Consider the following 17,175-nt stretch of genomic DNA (forward strand, 5'->3'; position numbering starts at 1 on the left):
TCCCCTTTTATCTGCGTTCTCCGCGCTATCCGCGGTCCCTCTCCTTTCCGTGATTTTTCGTGTCCTTCCGTGGCCACCATTCGTGAGATTCGTGGTCGTTCTCCCGGCTAAGCCCTCGCGTAGATTAGGTGCGCGAGCGTGAGCCCCAGGACTACCGGGAGACGGGGGAACCAGGAAGGATACGAAGAGCACGAAGGCAAGGTGGGGAGTTGAACCGCAGATAACACCGATAGCGCAGATTCTTGGTTCTCGCTGTTCCTCTTTCATCGGCGTTCTCCGCGCTATCCGCGGTTCTCTTTTTCGTGCCCTTCCGTGGCCACCATTCGTGAGATTCGTACCATTCGTGGTGGTCTCCCCGGCTAAGTCCTCGCGTAGATTATGTGCGCGAGCGTGAGCCTCGCGAGACTGCCGAAAGACGGGGGAACCACGAAGGAAAGGTGGGGGAGTTGAACCGCGGATAACGCCGATAGCGCGGATTCTTGGTTCTCGCTCTTCCCCTTTCATCGGCGTTCTCCGCGCTATCTGCGGTCCCTCTCCTTTCCGTGCTTTTTCGTGTCCTTCCGTGGCCAACATTCGTGAGATTCGTGGTCGTTTTCCCGGCTAAGTCCTCGCGTAGATTATGTGCGCAAGCGTGAGCCTCCCGGGACTGCCGAAAGACGGGGGAACCACGAAGGAAAGGTGGGGAGTTGAACCGCAGATAACACCGATAGCGCGGATTCTTGGTTCTCGCTCTTCCCCTTTCATCGGCGTTCCCCGCGCTATCGGCGGTCCCTCTCCTTTCCGTGATTTTCCGTGTCCTTCCGTGGCCACCATTCGTGTGATTCGTGAGATTCGTGGTTGTCTCCCCGGATCCCGCCTCCCACTCAGCTCAGCTCTTGCATGACTCGGCCGAAGGGGATTCCGTTGCAGACGCCGAAGTGCGGATCGCGGGAGAGTTTGCTTCGCGTCATCGCTGGTGAGGTGAAGCCGCAGAGAAAGCGGGCTTGTTGGCGGGGCGTGGCGAGCACCTCGGGATGGCGGCCGGCCAAGTCTCGCACGGCGGTTGCGGCGGAGCGTCCGATGCGGCCCTCGTGCGACTCTGGGATGCGGAGCGGTCCATCGCCGGTGCAGGCTGTGCAGCGGCCGCAGGGCTGCTCCATCGTTTCCCCAAAATGCTCCGAAAGCGTCGCCGCTTGGCACTCATTTGCAGCGATCAATTCAAACACCTCGTCCAGCCGTTGGACCTCGCCCTGTTCGCGGTCAGTCAACCGGGCGTGCAGTTCCTCGGCGAGTGCCGTTGGCTGCGTGATCGGCTTGAGTTTGTGGTAGCCGTGGACGAGATCGCTGACGCGGACATCGATCCAACCCTGCTCGGCTAGGTAATCGATCGCCTTGACCAGGCGCTCGCGATCGGCACCCAGACGTCTCGCGGCGACCGGGAGCGGGATCGAGAACCAGGTCCGTCCTTTGACGGCCGAGGCCAGCAGTCCGGCGATGAACTGCCGACGCTCGCCGCTGAAGTGGGCGAGGATCGATTGGGAACTGGTCAGCGGGCGGAATTGATAAGTGTCGTAGCGGGGGGACGTGCCGCGGAGGTAGCCGTCGAGCTCCAGGTACGTCAGCAGCGTGCGAGCGACGAGGACGCGAATATCGGTCTCGCTGGAGAGCCGGTAGTGGCTGATGTGAAACGTCTCCGCTTGTCCCGCGATCAGCTCGATGAACCGCACCACCGACGAAGCATCGGGGGTATCACCGTAGGCGAAGTTCTCCAGCACGATCCGGTCGCCGGGGACGAGCAGCGTTTCGCAGGTCGAGTCGAGCCCGTCTCGCCCGGCGCGGCCGATTTCTTGGGCGTACGCTTCGAGCGACTTGGGCGGGTTGTAGTGGTACACGTAGCGAATGTCGCTCTTGTCGATCCCCATCCCGAACGCGATCGTCGCCACCACGATCCCGTCGTTCGAATCGAGAAACCACTGTTGGATCTCGGCTCGCTCGGCCGGTTCGAGTCCGGCGTGGTAGGCTCGGGCCGGATAGCCGAGTTCGGCGAGTTGCCCGGCCACTTGTTCGGCTGTTTTCTGCAGCGTGACGTAGACCAGCGTGCAGCCCCGGGGTCGCTCTTTCAAACGTGCGAGCAGTTCGGCGTCGCGCTGAGCGTCACTGAGCACGCTGCTGCGAAGCTGCAAATTGGGGCGGAAAAACGGCGTCCGCACGGCGTCGTCGGCGTCGATCGCGAAGGCTCTGCGAATATCCTCGAGCACCTGCGGTGTGGCTGTTGCCGTCAGGGCCAGAACCCGTTCGGCCTGGAGGTCCTTCGCCAATTCGGCCAGCTTTAAATAGTCGGGACGGAAGTTGTGTCCCCACTGGCTGATGCAGTGGGCTTCATCCACGGCGAACATGGACACGTGCAAATCGCCCACTGCCGCTCGGAACCGCTCGTTGAAAAATCGCTCCGGCGCGACGTACAGCAGCTTCGTCTCGCCCCGCCGGACCCCTCGCATCGCCTCGCGAAACTCTTCCGGCCCCAACGACGAATCGAGCCGCGCCGCCGAGATCCCCCGCGCCGCCAGCGCATCGCACTGGTCCTTCATCAAGGCGATCAGCGGCGAAATGACGATCGTCACCCCCGAGAACGTGAGCGCGGGGAGCTGGTAGCAGAGCGATTTGCCGCCGCCGGTCGGAAACACCGCCACGGCGCTCCGCCCGGCGAGCAAGCTGTCGATCACCGCCCGCTGCCCGGGGCGAAACGATTCCAGCCCAAACCGCTCCCGTAGCAGCGCGTGGGGATCGACCGCCGGCACCGCCTCAGAGGCCGGCGCTGATGGGGAAGCTGGTGAAGCCGCAGCAGTTTTCATCGGAATCGCCTTCGGGTGGAGGCAGAAGGGAAAAACCTCACAGGCACTCCGGCAGTGTACGGGCATTCACGCGGAAGGCAAGTGTAGAATCCCCCAAAAGAGGCCCACGACTTTCCAGCCGCCGGACCGCCTTTCGTTTAACGGCAAGCCAAAGGCGACGGTGTTTCGGGGGGCGGGGCGCGACCACGAATAACACGAACGGTGGCCACGGAAGGACACGGAAAGGAGAGGGACCGCAGATAGCGCGGAGAACGCGGATAAAAGGGGAATCAGAAAGCCAACAATCCGCGCTATCCGCGGGGCAACTCCCCGCCTTTCCTTCGTGCTCTTCGTGTCCTTCGTGGTTCCCCCGTCTTCTGATCACTCGGCGCCTTTAACCCTCGACGGCCGATTCGCTGCTCAGCCGATCGACCATGGCGGCCGAGCTGCCGAGGGTGCTGGCCAGTTCCCGCTGCCGCTCGGCCCAGGTCGGCGCCGCAGCGATTTCCAGCACGTGCCGCAATTCGGACGTGCACCGCAGCTCGGTGGCAATCTCCTCAAGCCGCTCGACCAGCCGCGAGGCGATCTGGCGAACCGGCTGCACTTCGTAGTTGTAGCCGTTGACCAGCGCGGCATTCGTCCCGTAGCGACTGGCTCGCCACTTGTTCTGGCGGACCATCATCGGGTGGCAGTCGAACTGGTAGGTTCCCTCGTCGATTTCATTGCTGAGCTGCTGGACTAGGCACTGGATGAGGGCGGCCATGGCGCAGACGTCGTCCAGATTGCCCGGCATGTCGCACATCCGAACTTCGACCGTTCCAAACTTGTGGTGCGGGCGGACATCCCACCAGATTTCGCGGATCGTGTGGATGAACCCCGTATCGACCATGTGGTTGACCAGCCAGGTGTACTCGCTCCAGTTCCGCATCAACGGGGGCAGCCCGGCTGTGGGCAACCCCTCCATGATCTTCGATCGCTGCGATTGCAATCCCGTATCGCGGCTCTCCCAAAAAGGGCTGCTGCAGGTCAGCGCCAAGAGCGTCGGGAGGTGCTGCATGATCCGGTCGCAGATCATCACGGCCTTGTCTCCCGAGTCGACACCGACATGCACGTGCAAGCCGAAGGTGATCAGCCGCCGCGCCATTTCCTGCAGCAGGTCGACCAGCCCTTGGTAGCGAGGCGTGGCGGTCACGACCTGGTCCTTCCAGTGGCTGAACGGATGGGTGGCTCCCCACCAGAGCCGCAGCCCGAGTTGGTCGGCCGCGTGCTGCACGACACGCAGCTTGGCTTCCAGATCGCCGCGGGCGTCAGCGATGGTCTGACTGACGTCGCTGTTGAGCTCGACGCAGCTCTGCATTAGTTCGGGTTTGACGCAGCCGAGCGGCTCGGTCTCGAGATGCGCGATCAGTGAATCGCACTCGCTCGCTAAAGCAAAGGTTTGATTATCGAGCAAACCCAATTCGATCTCGATCCCCACGGTCGGCCGAGCATTGGCAGTAAATTCAAGTTTCGTCATTGTTGCCGATCCGTACCAAAGCCTTTCCACCACGTGCGCCAGCTTTTTCAGGCTGACAATCGAAGTCGTTTAACGGCAAGCCGAAGGCGACTTTGTTTTAAAAAGCAGTCGCCTTCGGCTTGCCGTTAAACGATTTTTTCGCGAGCCGTCCTGCTCCGAACCAATCCAAAGTGTCGCTGTCCAGTTAGGGTTAGGCTGGAAAGCCTGACGTACGGTTAGTGCCCGGCCGCGGCGCCCCAGATTTCTCTCAGCCGTTGATCGCGACCGCAGGTGTAGCGGTAGTAGGGGGTTAAACGGGTCGATGTTATGCCAAAATACGTTGAGCAATTCTTCGTAGCTGACGCGGTGGGAGGTCCATGACTCTCATTCCTCGCGAGGTGCGAAGTAGGAGATGGCCGCGGCGGCCATCATGCGGATGCCGACGGCCAGAGCGCGTTCGTCGATATCGAACTGCGGCGTGTGGAGCGGCGCACAGCCGACTTGATCGCCGGCCACGCCGAGCCGGAACATGGCGCCGGGAACATGATCTAAGTAGTAGGAAAAATCCTCGCTGCCCATGCTGGGGTAATCGATCCAGTCGATCGCTCCGGCGCCGAGGGTGCGAGTCGCGGCGGTGGCGAGCATCTCGGTGATCTGGCGATCGTTCTCGACCGTCGGGGAGGACTGGGTGCGTTGGATGTTGATCTCGACTCCCGCTTCGCGATGGATCGATTCGTTGATGTCTTCGAGCGCATCCAGCGCTGCCGCGCGGGCTTCGCGGGAGAGGGTCCGGAGCGTTCCGTAGAGCGTCGCCGTGCCGGGGATCACGTTCGGCGAGTGGCCGCCAGTGATATGCCCGATCGAGATCACCACCGTCTTGTGGGCATCGACGATCCGAGGAATCCGTCGGTAGGTAGCCAGAATCCAGGCCGCTGCCGCTTCGATCGGGTCGCGAGTCAGGTGGGGCCGCGCTCCGTGCCCCCCCTGGCCGACGAAATCGACGCGAAACGTATCGCACGAAGCGGTCAAGGCACCGACACGCAATCCAATGCGGCCCACCGCTCGAGAGGGATCGACATGCAGCGCGATCGCCGCGGCCACGTCGCGGAGGGCGTGGGCATGGATCATCGCTTTGGCACCGGTCGCGGTCTCCTCGGCCGGTTGGAACAGCCCGCGGATGGCGATCGGCCACGGCAACAGCCCATCGCGGTCGAGCGAGACCAGCAGCCGCAGAGCTCCGTAAACGATCGTCGGATGCGCGTCGTGGCCGCAGGCATGCATCCGCCCTTCGCAACTGCTGCGGTACTCGACCGCCTTGCCGTCCTGCAGTGGCAGGGCGTCGATGTCGCCGCGGAGCACGAGCCGAGGTGGCAACTCGGTCGCCGCAGTCCCACTCAGCAGGTCGCACGTCAAACCGGTGCGAGCTTCGGTCACCGTTGGAACCAGACCGAGCGATTCCACTAAGCGAGCCAGAAACTCGGTCGTGCGGAACTCCTGCTCGGACAATTCCGGGTTGCGGTGCAGGTGCCGCCGAACCGAGATCACATCGGGCAGCATCGCTTCGGCCCGCGCATTGATCTCGGTAACGAGGTCTTCCGAAAGGGGAGCAGCCGCCGGCGGGTCTCCGCCAGCGGCGGCCAGGTCGAGCGTTCGCAGGGGCAGTTCAGACAATGTCGATCCAGGTGCTAGCAGCTAAGGGGAACGGACGAAACATTCTATCAGCCGTCAGGCACTGTCAAAAAACTCCGTTTCAGCATTACTTTCCCCCGGGATGGTCATCGAACAGTGCACGGCTAGACTCTGTCAGAAAACCCAGGGTTTTAGGCTTTTGAGCCGTAGGCGCTAGCCTCGGGCCTCGCAGCCCCGGGATTTCCGCTGCAGCACCCGCGGCTAGCGCCGTCGGCTCAGGGGTTTCTGACAAAGCATAGCGCCTTCGGCTCAGGGGCCACCGGAAAGCAACTCGCGGGCCGGAAGCTAAATTTTCAGTTCGTCTTGCTCAGCGGGCGGCAATTAGCCTATTTCCGCCAGCGGCTCCCCACCCGCTTCCGCGGTCCCTGATTTCATGCGCCCTCCCCTTCCCTGGCTTGCCGCACTGCTCTGGATCGTAGGCGGCTGCGCAGGGTTATCGTTCACGGGCGGCTGCGCAGCACCTCTCGTTCGATCGACCGATCCGCCAGAGAGGCAGGCCTCCTTCGAGTCACCCGCGGAGCCGGTACCGGCGGCGAGTCGCGCGGCGGAGTGGATGGAGCGGTGGCTGTTTCCCAAACGGGTTGCCTGGGAGCAGTGGGGCGGAGCGAATCTGCAGACCGGCGACCTCGTCTTCACGCGCGGCAATTACTACGTGCTGCTCGGGGCGATCAACTTCTCCGATTTCCTGAGCACCGTTTCGGCCAGTCCCTTCTCGCACGTGGGGATCGTGGCGATCGAGGACGGGCAGGCGATGGTGTACGACATTTCCGATGCAGGACTCCGCAGCGCTCCCTTTGCCCACTATGTGACGCAGAGCAATTTTGAGCAGCTCGCGGTCCGCCGCCCGGTCCCGGAGCTGTACGCCGCGCTTCCCGAGGTGATCCGCTTCGTCCGCGAGAAGCAGGCCGAGGGAGTCGCGTTTGATCGCCGGTTCGGGCTCGGCAACGACGCGCTCTACTGCAGTGAGTTGATCGTCGAGGCTTTCGCGGCTGGCGGCGTCACGGTTGCGGAACCGGTTCCGGCTGGGGAGTTGCCGGGGATTGGCGAGGTGAGTCCTGCGATGCTGGAGCTGGTCCAGTGGACGACCGGGCTCGCGCTGAGCGATGCCGTCTATTCAATTGGCAATGAGACGAGTGGACTGTACGGCTCCCGCTGGTTTGTCGAGTGTTTGCCGCCGACCGAGTTGTAGCGAGTTACAGGCCGAGCCATTCGCGAAACCCGGCCAAGGTTTCGGTGGGCTGGCCGACAATCTGATAGACGGCGATCGCCATCAGGATGCTTCCGGCGGCAACCATCCCGCTCGCGCTGCGATGCGACGGGGGCTGCATGGCGTGGGTCCGTTCTCGGAGTTCCCGCAGCAGGTGGTTCCAAAACTCGGGATGGAGATGTTTTTCGAACGCTTCGATCGCCACGGCGTGGGTCCAGCCGAGCGGTTCGACGCGGAGGTGGACGCGGCGTTCGGGGAGCGAGACCTGCATCCGTTCGACCGTGCTGACCGCGGCCGGGTCGACCGTCCGGGCGGCCGCTTCGAGCGGCTCCAGAATGTCTCGAGCCCGCACGCCGTAGATCACGATTCGCTGGGGGAACGAGAACAGCAGGAGGCTCACGCAGAGCAGGTATAGGACGACCAGCAGGACCCAGGTCCACCAGCCGAGCTGGATGGCGGCGGTCGACGGAAAGAACAGATGGAGCGGTCCGACGACCATCAGCCCACTGATCGCCAGCGCCACGGCGGCTCCATCGCGAACGCCGGTCGTGGCCAGCGGACGGCGGCGGAAGCGGATCCCGCCGAGCAGCAACAGGTAGGTGGCCAGTGGCAGCAGGGCGATGACCGTCGCGAAGGGGTCGAAGAAAAACATCAGGAAGAGGTGGGGACGGAATCGGAACTGGAGACCGCCTTCGGTTCGCTCGAAGCGGCGTGCCCGGGCGGAATGGGCAAGGCGGGAACCAAGGCCACGACAGTGCTCCCCGGTTCGGGATTGAGTTTCTGGTCGACCGTGTTGACCTGCAGCGTCTCGCCCTGGATGACGAACATCAGCACCGCCTGGTCCCCGTAGCGTACGAGAAAATCGCTGTAGGAAAAGTTGTCGCTCAGCTTCGTCGCTTTGAACACCGCTCCGGCGGCGACGGTTTCACGAATCCGGGTGAAGGTCCAGTCGGAGCCGAACAGCACGCGGGCCTGCAGGTGGCTGGCTGGCGAACGGCTGTCGGCCGCGGCGTGCGATTTGAACGGCAGCTGAAAGACGCCGGAGCTTTCAAACAGCTGGCGGAACTCCTGCACGGCCAGCGAATTGACCTCGTCGTTCGGCGTGACCGCCAGCATCCGACCGATCCCGCCGAGATTGACCTCGTTCCGCGCTTGATCGCTGAGCACATTGATGCACTCGGCCGGCAGCCCCGCCATCCGGGCGGCGCTGATCTTGTTGTAGTTGGTGTCGACCAGCATCACCCGGACGCCGTTCTCGTGGAGCACTTTGGCCAGCTCGCGAACCCAGTGGTCCGCCCCAGCAAACAGCAGCCCTTGCGGGTTCGCGATCGCCAACCCGAGGACGCGGGCCAGCGGTCCGGAGACGAGGCCGTAGAAGGTGACCGTAGAAAGAATCACCAAAAACGTGGCCGAAACGAGCGGCGTCGCGCTGTCCACCATCCCCGATTCGTCCGCCAACTGCTCGAGCTTCAGTGCAAACACGCTGGCCACCGCAGCGGCGACGATCCCGCGGGGAGCGAGGAAGCCCACAAACACCTTTTCCCGCCAATCGAGCTGCGTGCCGGCAAGCGAAATGAACGCCGAGGCGGGGCGGATCACCGCGATCAGAAACAGGACCAGCCCGACGCCTGGCCAGCCCAAATCGAGCAGGGCCTGCGGATCGATCCGCGAGCCGAGCAGGATGAACAGGCAGCCGATCAGCAGCGTGCGGAGATGCTCCTTGAACTCGATCAAGTGCTCGATCACCGCCTGCTTCTGATTGGCGAGGATGATTCCCAGCAGCGTGACGGTGATCAGCCCCGACTCCTCGGCCAGATAGTTGCTGATGCAGAAGCTGACCAGGGCGACCGCCAGAGCCAAGATCCCCTGCAGATAATCGGGAACCCAGAAGCGGCGGATGCACTGCACCAAGAAGCCGGCACCGGCGGCTCCGAGCACCAGTCCGACCAGCACTGTCTTGCCGAGCGAGAGGGCGGCGCTCCACGGGTTGACGCTCGGCGGGAGCAACAGCTCCTCGAATACCAGGACCGCCAGGACCGCTCCGATTGGGTCGATCACGATCCCTTCCCACTTGAGGGTCGAGGAGATGCGGCGGGTCGGGCGGATGTGGTGCAGCAGCGGCGTGATGACGGTCGGTCCAGTGACGGTCAAAATCGAACCGATCAGGAGCGACACCCGCCAGCTGAAATCGAGAAACCAATGGGCGGCCAGCGTCGTCATCAGGCACGTCACGACTGCTCCGATCGTGACCAGCCGCAGGACCGCCGAGCCAGCCTCGCGAAGCTCCCCGAGCCGCAGGGTCAGGCTCCCCTCAAACAGGATCACCGCCACCGACAGGGAGACCAGAGGAAACAGCACCCGCGTTCCCGACGACGCATCGCCGCCGGTGACCCCCGCGATCACTTCGTCCGGGCTGAGGAATTGACCGAGGATGATGCCGAAAATCAGCAGCATCAAAATCCCCGGAAGGTGCAGCCGCCAGGCGATCCACTGGGCCGCGACCCCGAGCGCCGGAACCAAGGCCACGTAGTACAGCAGCATGGAATGGCTATGCGCTGTTTCCGCAGCCCAGAGGGCCGGTAGTTCAAAAAACGGGCTCATACAGGCTCGCTCGAAGAGGCTCGTGCGGAATCTCGGAGGATCCGGGGGGAACACGCGTTCCGGATCGGCGAAGATCCCCGGGCGGTTGCTTCGCAGCAAGCATAATACAGGCCATGCGACTCGGCGCTAGCGGGACGAGCCGGCAACGTCCGCGAGTCCCGAAGCCGGTTGCGAACAACGCCGGTGGCCGAGCGAAGGCAAGCGATGCAGCGAGTGCCAACAGCGAATCGGGCGCCGGTCTCGCTGGCAGCGTCGAAGCGGTCCGCCGCAAGAGGGCTACCGCGGCCGTAAGTTCCGCAGGTCGCTGCGCCTCTCTCACCCTCCCCCCGGGAGGGTCGGGCTCTCAGGCCCGGGGAGGGCCTGCAGGATTCAGCCGCGTAGAGGCGTTGCGTTTGGGATCACCCTCCCCGCTCGTTCCTCGCGACCCTCCCGGGGGGAGGGTTTTGATCGGGGGGACTGAGAGAGACCAGCGTCCGCGGCTCCGGAGGTCCGCAATTCGTCCGGGCGACTCAGACGCCCGAGATCGACTCGATCCGGACGCGGGTGTGCAGCTGGCGGTGGCCGGTCCGCTTGCGGTAGGTTTTGCGGCGGCGGAATTTCTGCACGTAGATCTTCTCGCCCTGCTTCGGTCCAAGCACCGAGGCGGTGACGGCAGCCCCTTCGAGGGTCGGCGAACCGAGCTTCAGCCCGTCATCGCCGCCCACGGCCAACACCTTGCCGAACTCGACGTTTTCCCCTTGGGCCACGTCCCGGTAATCGACGACCAATTCCATGCCCGGTTCGACTCGGTACTGGCGTCCGCCGTCCACAATAATCGCGTACATCGCAGGAAAACTCGTGTATCATTCTCGTGCGGTGAACGGCCGCTCGAGGGGGCCATCCGCCGCTGGGGGCAATAAGCTGCTTCAACGAATCGCGAAATATAGCGACCGGGCGAGCTTCCACGCAACCCATTTTGCGGCGAACCGGTGAGGCAACTTTTTTCCCAGGTTCCCCAAGTCCCGCCATCCCACGACGGCCCAGTTTGTTCATAATGGGCGACGGCCCCCCGCGGTCCAGGGGCCAAAACCGGCCGTGGGCCAACCCCGAGCTGGCCTCCGTGGGCGTCCTTCCCCCGAGCCGGGCCTGCCGGCTGGGGATCGCACCTTATTTGCTTCTTCCCGCTTGCCTTACGAGAGCTGTTACTGATGATGCGAACGCTTCCTTTCTTTCTCCTTTCCCTGACTGCCAGCGGAGTCCTCGGCGGCTTCGCGGCTGACTCGGCCGTCGCCGCGGAGGCAGCGGACCAGAGCCAAGAGCTTCCGCAGTTGTTCGACGGCAAGTCGCTTCAGGGGTGGCACGGCCGGCCTCACATGGATCCGGCGAAGTACGCTGAAACGACCGAAGAGCAGCGGGCCCAGTGGGAAAAGGAGACCGCCGAGCACTGGACGGTCGAGAATGGCGAGTTGGTCAACGACGGCAAGGGGCCGTATCTGACGACCAATAAGGAATATGGCGACTACGAGCTGCGGCTCGAGTACCGCACGGTCGCCGGTGCCGACAGCGGGATCTACCTCCGCGGCGTTCCCCAGGTGCAGATCTGGGACACGACCGACGAGTCGAAGTTCAAGCTCGGTGCGAACCTCGGCTCCGGGGCGCTGTGGAACAATCCTCCCGGCGCTCCCGGCAAAGACCCGTTGGTCAAAGCCGACCGCCCGTTCGGCGAATGGAACAGTGTCCGCATCGTCCACGTCGGCGAGCGGGTTTCGGTGTGGCTGAACGACAAGCTGGTCGTCGACCACGCCCGGATGGACAACTACTGGGATCGTGACGCGCCGCTTCCGGCAAAGGGGCCGATCCAGTTGCAGACGCACGGCGGCGAAATCCGCTGGCGGAACATCGGCTTGCGGGAGCTGTCGGCCGAAGAAGCCAACGAGATCCTCAGCTCGCACGGCGACAAGGGTTTCAAGTCGATCTTCGACGGCGAGTCGCTCGCAGGCTGGGCCGGTGCGGTCGACGATTACCAGGTTCAGGACGGAGCGATCGTGTGCCGTCCGGGCCGCGGGGGCAATCTCTTCACCGAGGAAGTTTATGGCGATTTCGTCGCTCGGCTCGAATTCAAACTCCCTCCCGGGGGCAACAACGGCTTGGCGATTCGCTACCCGGGTAAAGGCGGCCCTTCGGTCGACGGGATGACCGAGCTGCAGGTGATCGACAACACGGCGGAAAAGTACGCCGAACTCGATCCCCGCCAGTACCACGGCTCGGCCTACGGCATGGCCGCCGCCAAACGCGGTTACCTGCGTCCGATCGGCGAGTGGAACTTCCAGGAAGTCACGGTCCGCGGATCGACGATCGTCGTCGAGCTCAACGGGACGGTGATCCTCGATACCGATCTCTCGAAGATCGAGGAGTTCATGCAGAAGACGCCTCCGCCCGGACGCACCCGCACCGAAGGCCACTTTGGTTTCGCCGGTCACAGCGACCCGGTCCAGTTCCGGGCCCTGGAGATCAAGAAGCTCGACTAGTAGTGGCTACACTACGTACTGCGACAGATAGCGGTACGATTGCTCGAGAGCTCGAAGGCGATCTTCGAGCGTCGCTTCATAGGCTCGGTCTTCGACTTCCACGCAGACCGGGCCGTTGTATCCGGCGTCGGTCAGGATGCTGAAGAATTTCCCCCAATCCACATCGCCGAGTCCCGGTAGCTTGGGCGAGTGGTAATCGTTGGGGTGGCCGAGCACTCCCACGCGGTCGCGCCGCTGTTGGTCGACCCGCACGTCCTTGGCATGCACGTGGGAGATGCGGTCGGCGAATTCCCGCATCGGCTGCAGGTAATCCATCGCCTGCCAAATCATGTGCGACGGATCGTAGTTGAGCCCAAAGTGCGGGTCAGGGATCGCTTCGAACATCCGCTGCCAAAAGGCAGGATTCGACGCGAGATTCTTGCCCCCCGGCCACTCGTCGGCCGTAAAAATCATCGGGCAGTTCTCGATCCCCACGTTCACGTCATGCTTCGCGGCGAGCTCGATCAGCGGCGTCCAGGTGTCGAGGAACCGGGGCCAGTTGTCTTCGACCGAAAGATTCCAGTCCCGACCGATAAACGTGTTGACTTGCCGTACGCCCAGTTCCGGCGCCGTCTCAATCACCCGCCGCAGGTGAGCCACCGCGGCCGAGGCTTCGGCTTCGTCGGGCGTGAGCACATTCGGATAATAAGCCAGGCCGCTGATCGCGATCCCGTGGTCGTCGAACTTCCGCCGCACTTCTCCGGTTGCGGCGTCATCCCCGGCGATGCTGTCGATGTCGATATGGGTGATCCCCGAGTAACGCCGCTCGGCCCGCGAGGGAGGCCAGCAGCACACTTCCAGACATTCGTAGCCAAACTTGGTGGCGATGCGAAGGACTTCGTCGAGCGACAGCTCGGGAAGAATTGCCGTGAGAAAACCGAGTTGCATTGGGGGTGACTCCTAGTTCAATCAGCCGCCAGGCGCTAGCGTCCGGTTCCGTTGCGGTGGCGGAAACCGGACGCTAGCGCGTGGCGGCTGATGGGGTGTTTCAGCGGTCAAATCGAATGTAAAAACCGACGCCTTCGGCTCGCCGTTAAACGACTGGAGGCGAACCGAAGCCGCCTAGATCCTCAATCCAACCAGTCCTCGTTTTCCAGACGCTCGGGCACGTAGACCTCGGTAACATAACTGATGTCTTTGGAGATCAGGGCTTCGACTTCCAATTTGAAGCCATTGTCGAGCATCTTTTCGATCTCCTTCTGCCACGGCTTTTTGTTCTCGAACCATGGGTACTTGGCGATCTGCTTGGCCCGCTTGCGGTCGTTGTCACTGAGGTTGATCGTGACGTTCGGGTCGAGGTCGCAGCGTTCCAGATCGATGCTGCGGATGCCGAGGAATTTCGCGTCGGGAATCGCCATCCGGCTCGACTCGAATGCGAGATTGATACTTCCCTGTTTGATCACGCTGTAGATGTAATATCCCCAGGGATCGTTATCGAGCAGGCAGTAGACGGGCAGACCGAGTTCGACGTGCAATCGGTGCAGCAAACGGCGGACGCCGCGAGGCGGCTGACCATTGCCGTGCGTCAAGATGCAGTTGTGGGTTTCCCAGAACCGGTCCTCATTGAACCGCTGCCAGACCGTGTTTTTTTCCACATGCAGGATGAAGTCGGCGGTGCACTTTTTGAACTGCACCACGTCGGGCTCGCAGATGCTCGGGATCCCATAGCCGCCGCGCCCCATGCGGGCGCAGTTGATGTCGTTGCCATCGTCGGTGATCACGATCGGGCCGACCATGTCGCCCCGTTTGTCGGCGAACAGGTGCAATTCTTCGCGCAGGCTCCCGGCCAGCACTTCCAAATCCTCGAGCACCGCGTCCGATTCGCTCTGGTCGTCGAAGGTCGCTTCCTTAGTGCCGGGAATCGTGTGTTTGAGCTTGTAGTAGAGTCCTCGAATGCTGAGCGTCTTGCCGCGATGGATCAGGTCCGCGCAGCCGCTTCCAGCCAGCAGCGTCTGCATGTACGAGCGGGCTTGGTTCAGATTGAACAACTCGCGGCGGTTGGTCCGCTTGCCCATCTCGAGAAAGCGTTTGCGGCGGTTGTAAGTCACGTTCGAGAGCGTCCGCGAAGGGATGTCGAGGTGCGGGTCGCGCTGATTCTCAGCCGCTTTGACCACCACGTCCGCGAGCCCTTTGAGCCGCTCGACCGTGTCGAGATCCTTGCCGACCAGCTTGACCGGCTTCGGTGGAGCCACGTCCGCCGTCGTTCGTCGAGTGCGCTTCTTAGCCATCGAAGGGAATTAGGTTCCAGGGGGCAGGGAACAGGTTTCAGGTTTCAGGTTTCAGGTTTCAGGTTTCAGGTTTCAGGTTTCAGGTTTCAGGTTTCAGGTTTCAGGTTTCAGGTTTCAAGTTTTTTCGTACTCGTACTCGTACTCGTACTCGAATCGAGCGCAACAGATTTCAGGTTTGAGATTTGAGATTGCAGATTTCTTCGTGCTTCGTGCTTCGTGCTTCGTGCCCGATTCGAGTACCGCTCCGCTGAGTACGAGTACCGCTTCGCTGAGTACGAGTACGAGTACGAGTACGAGTACGAGTACGAGTGCGAAGGGAATTCAAATTCCTGAAACCTGAAACCTTCTATCCCGCTTCTCCGTATTTCTCGGCCACCGATTCGTCGATCTCTTGGCTTTCGTTTTCGGAGACTTCGATCACCTTGCCGAATTCGTCGAGCTTGACGTCGGCGTCGGAGGTTTTCGACTCGGCGACTTGCAGGAGTTGGTTGTAGAGCCGTTCTTTGTCGGTGCCGTTGAGATCGCTGACCGCCGTGGCGACTTCGCCCAGGTAGCGGAGGAAGACGCTGCGGCGTTCGGCTTGCTGGCGAATCGATTTGCGTTTTCGCATGAACGCGGCGAGCGAGCGACCGACGCCCTGGATCGCCATCCGCAGTTCTTTCTCGATCTCCGGGTAGCTGGCGACCGCTTCCTTCGATTCGCTCGTGAAGGGAACCCAGACGCTGGCGATGTGGGCGATGATCGTGACCGGTCCGTTGGGCAGATTGCCGCGGGACTGGGTCAATCCATAGGCCCGCCAGTTGGTGTTGATCACGGCCTGGGTGATCGCGCATGCGCCTCCCTGGAACTGCAGGGGCACGCGGTTGGCGAACCGCAGCACCTGGCACGATTGGCCTTCGCTGGTGTTGACCGCGTGCATCGCCTCGTGCAGCTTCTGCAGGTCGGACTTTTTGAGATTGCTCGGCCCTTTGCGAGTCGGCAGTCCGGCGGCTTTGATGATCTTGTCGGCCGAGTCGCTGCCGAGACCGCTGAAGGTGTCGATCAAAAATCGCCGCAGGGTCCGCGCGTCGCTCTGACCGATCAGCTCTTCGAGTTCATCCAGGGCGACCCGCTGGGTCTGCGGCGAGCCGCCGTAGGCTAGACCGACTTCGACCTGGAACGGACAGCCGCGATAGACGGCCGGAGGGCGGGTCAGCGTGTCGTGGAATTCGCCGGGGACGACCGACTGCAATCCCTTGAGCAGCAGGTCGTGGCCGATCGGGACTACGCAGTCGGTCGACGGCGGGCGGATCTTGGTTTCCTGCATCGCCTGGTACAGCTTGTCGGCCTGGGCGCGGCCGATCTTGCCGGTCGTCACCCGCGGTCCGATCTCCGCGGTTTCACAGATCCGGCGAGCCACTGCCGGAGTGACGCAGGAGAAGGTCTGCTTGAGGAACTGGCCGATCGGGTGCGAGCGGTCTTCGGCCAGCAGCGTGATCAGCCGCCCGAGTTCGATCCCGTAGGGGTGCGGCTTGATCTCCTTGGCCTCGGCCGGCAGCTCGGTCGTGCTCCGCCAGTAGGTCGTCTCGTTGCCGTCGGGATCGCGATAGTGGATCGTGACGTGCGGGTTGGCGATCGCTGTTTGCGAAAGGTATTCGTCGACGCTTCCGCGGCCTCGCTTATAGACTGCCGCCAATTCGATCGCCACACGGGTCCCGTGCTGGAGCGGCTCGCTCGTCCCATCCTCGTGCGGGATCTCGAACTCCCAAGCGATGTTCTGCTCGGCGATCTGCTTGAGCCCCTTCTCGCCTGGCGGAATATCGATTCCTTCGCCGCGGCCGTTGACGATCTCCGGAGCGTTCTTTTTGGTGTCGATCTGCAGCTCGAAATAGTGCACCGGTTTGCGGATCGAGGTCTTGCTGACGATCCGGATCGGTTGGCCGCTGGTCAGCATCCCGTTCATGCCGGCCGCGCTGATCCCGATTCCTTGCTGGCCGCGGCTCATCCGCAAGCGGTGGAATTTCGAGCCGTAGAGGAGTTTGCCGAAGATCAGGGGAATCTGCTTTTTGACGATCCCCGGCCCGTTGTCCTGGACGCTCACGCGGAACCGGCCGTTGACCGTGCTGTCGATCTGCACCCAAATCATCGGCAAAATGCCCGCTTCTTCGCAGGCATCGAGCGAGTTGTCGACCGCTTCCTTGACCGTGGTCAGCAGCGCCTTGCGGGGGTTGTCGAACCCGAGCAAGTGCTTGTTTTTGGCAAAGAATTCGCTGACCGAGATATCGCGCTGGCTTTTGGCCATCGCTTCGGCGGTCGAGCGGCGCGCGGGACGATCGGTTTTTGTTGCAGGGGTTGCAGTCGCCATCTTCTCCTTCGGGCAACTCAGAGGATCTGGGGCTTTGGGAAGCCGGGGAATTTGGGGACCCGGAATGCAGGTGCACAAATGTTCCTGTCGGCTCCGTCGCTGCGGATTGTATCGGTTTTGCCCTGCGAACCCCAGCCGTCAAGCCGGGAAAGCGGGGTAATTTTGGTGTGATTGGGGGAAGGCGCTAGGAAAGGCTGGCCCGGCGAACTAGCGTTGGACGAAACAAGCCCCGGGGACTTTTCCATCAAAAACCAA

At 62.6% G+C, this 17,175-nt stretch carries 11 protein-coding genes; 2 read left to right on the forward strand and 9 right to left on the reverse strand.

Features of this window, described 5'->3' with window-relative positions; genetic code table 11:
* Nucleotides 1-863 precede the first annotated feature (863 nt).
* The 3 genes from GNK13_RS18110 to GNK13_RS18120 all read right to left on the reverse strand — a co-directional run bounded on the left by GNK13_RS18110 (nt 864) and on the right by GNK13_RS18120 (nt 5,976).
* Nucleotides 864-2,831, reverse strand: coding sequence for a RecQ family ATP-dependent DNA helicase (locus GNK13_RS18110; RefSeq protein WP_164103966.1), 1,968 nt, complete (start codon nt 2,829-2,831; stop codon nt 864-866).
* 373 nt (nt 2,832-3,204) lie between these two features.
* A complete protein-coding gene (locus tag GNK13_RS18115; RefSeq protein WP_164103967.1) occupies nt 3,205-4,326 on the reverse strand; it encodes a carboxylate-amine ligase in 1,122 nt (373 codons plus the stop codon).
* Between the two features lie 363 nt (nt 4,327-4,689).
* Nucleotides 4,690-5,976 (reverse strand): amidohydrolase, encoded by a 1,287-nt coding sequence (locus GNK13_RS18120; RefSeq protein ID WP_164103968.1) that lies wholly within the window; start codon nt 5,974-5,976, stop codon nt 4,690-4,692.
* Nucleotides 5,977-6,547: 571 nt separating this feature from the next.
* Between GNK13_RS18120 and GNK13_RS18125 the strand changes: the two genes are divergently transcribed.
* A complete protein-coding gene (locus tag GNK13_RS18125) occupies nt 6,548-7,183 on the forward strand; it encodes a YiiX/YebB-like N1pC/P60 family cysteine hydrolase (RefSeq protein ID WP_164103969.1) in 636 nt (211 codons plus the stop codon).
* Nucleotides 7,184-7,187: 4 nt separating this feature from the next.
* On the opposite strand, the gene GNK13_RS18130 is transcribed toward GNK13_RS18125, so the two are convergent.
* The 3 genes from GNK13_RS18130 to rplU form a co-directional block, all read right to left on the reverse strand.
* Nucleotides 7,188-7,853 (reverse strand): hypothetical protein, encoded by a 666-nt coding sequence (locus GNK13_RS18130; protein WP_164103970.1) that lies wholly within the window; start codon nt 7,851-7,853, stop codon nt 7,188-7,190.
* Nucleotides 7,853-9,742, reverse strand: coding sequence for a cation:proton antiporter (locus tag GNK13_RS18135; RefSeq protein WP_164104102.1), 1,890 nt, complete (start codon nt 9,740-9,742; stop codon nt 7,853-7,855). The genes GNK13_RS18130 and GNK13_RS18135 overlap by 1 nt, the downstream gene beginning before the upstream one ends.
* A 569-nt stretch (nt 9,743-10,311) precedes the next feature.
* On the reverse strand, nt 10,312-10,626 hold the full coding sequence (gene rplU / locus GNK13_RS18140) for a 50S ribosomal protein L21 (protein WP_164103971.1): 315 nt from the start codon (nt 10,624-10,626) through the stop codon (nt 10,312-10,314).
* 366 nt (nt 10,627-10,992) lie between these two features.
* Between rplU and GNK13_RS18145 the strand changes: the two genes are divergently transcribed.
* The gene (locus GNK13_RS18145) at nt 10,993-12,309 is read left to right on the forward strand and encodes a 3-keto-disaccharide hydrolase (RefSeq protein ID WP_390622529.1); all 1,317 of its coding nucleotides are present in this window, start codon (nt 10,993-10,995) and stop codon (nt 12,307-12,309) included.
* 6 nt (nt 12,310-12,315) lie between these two features.
* Here the strand turns inward: GNK13_RS18145 and GNK13_RS18150 are convergent, their stop codons facing one another.
* From GNK13_RS18150 to GNK13_RS18160, 3 genes are all read right to left on the reverse strand, one after another.
* Complete coding sequence (locus GNK13_RS18150) at nt 12,316-13,236, reverse strand: sugar phosphate isomerase/epimerase family protein (RefSeq protein WP_164103973.1); 921 nt, start codon at nt 13,234-13,236, stop codon at nt 12,316-12,318.
* Between the two features lie 182 nt (nt 13,237-13,418).
* A complete protein-coding gene (locus GNK13_RS18155; protein WP_164103974.1) occupies nt 13,419-14,576 on the reverse strand; it encodes a DNA topoisomerase IV subunit A in 1,158 nt (385 codons plus the stop codon).
* Nucleotides 14,577-14,922: 346 nt separating this feature from the next.
* Nucleotides 14,923-16,920 carry a DNA topoisomerase VI subunit B gene (locus GNK13_RS18160; RefSeq protein ID WP_164103975.1) on the reverse strand — a complete coding sequence of 666 codons (1,998 nt, stop codon included), beginning with the start codon at nt 16,918-16,920 and terminating at the stop codon, nt 14,923-14,925.
* Nucleotides 16,921-17,175 lie beyond the last annotated feature (255 nt).

The organism is Candidatus Laterigemmans baculatus (genome assembly GCF_010367455.1).
Lineage (GTDB): Bacteria > Planctomycetota > Planctomycetia > Pirellulales > Pirellulaceae > Laterigemmans > Laterigemmans baculatus.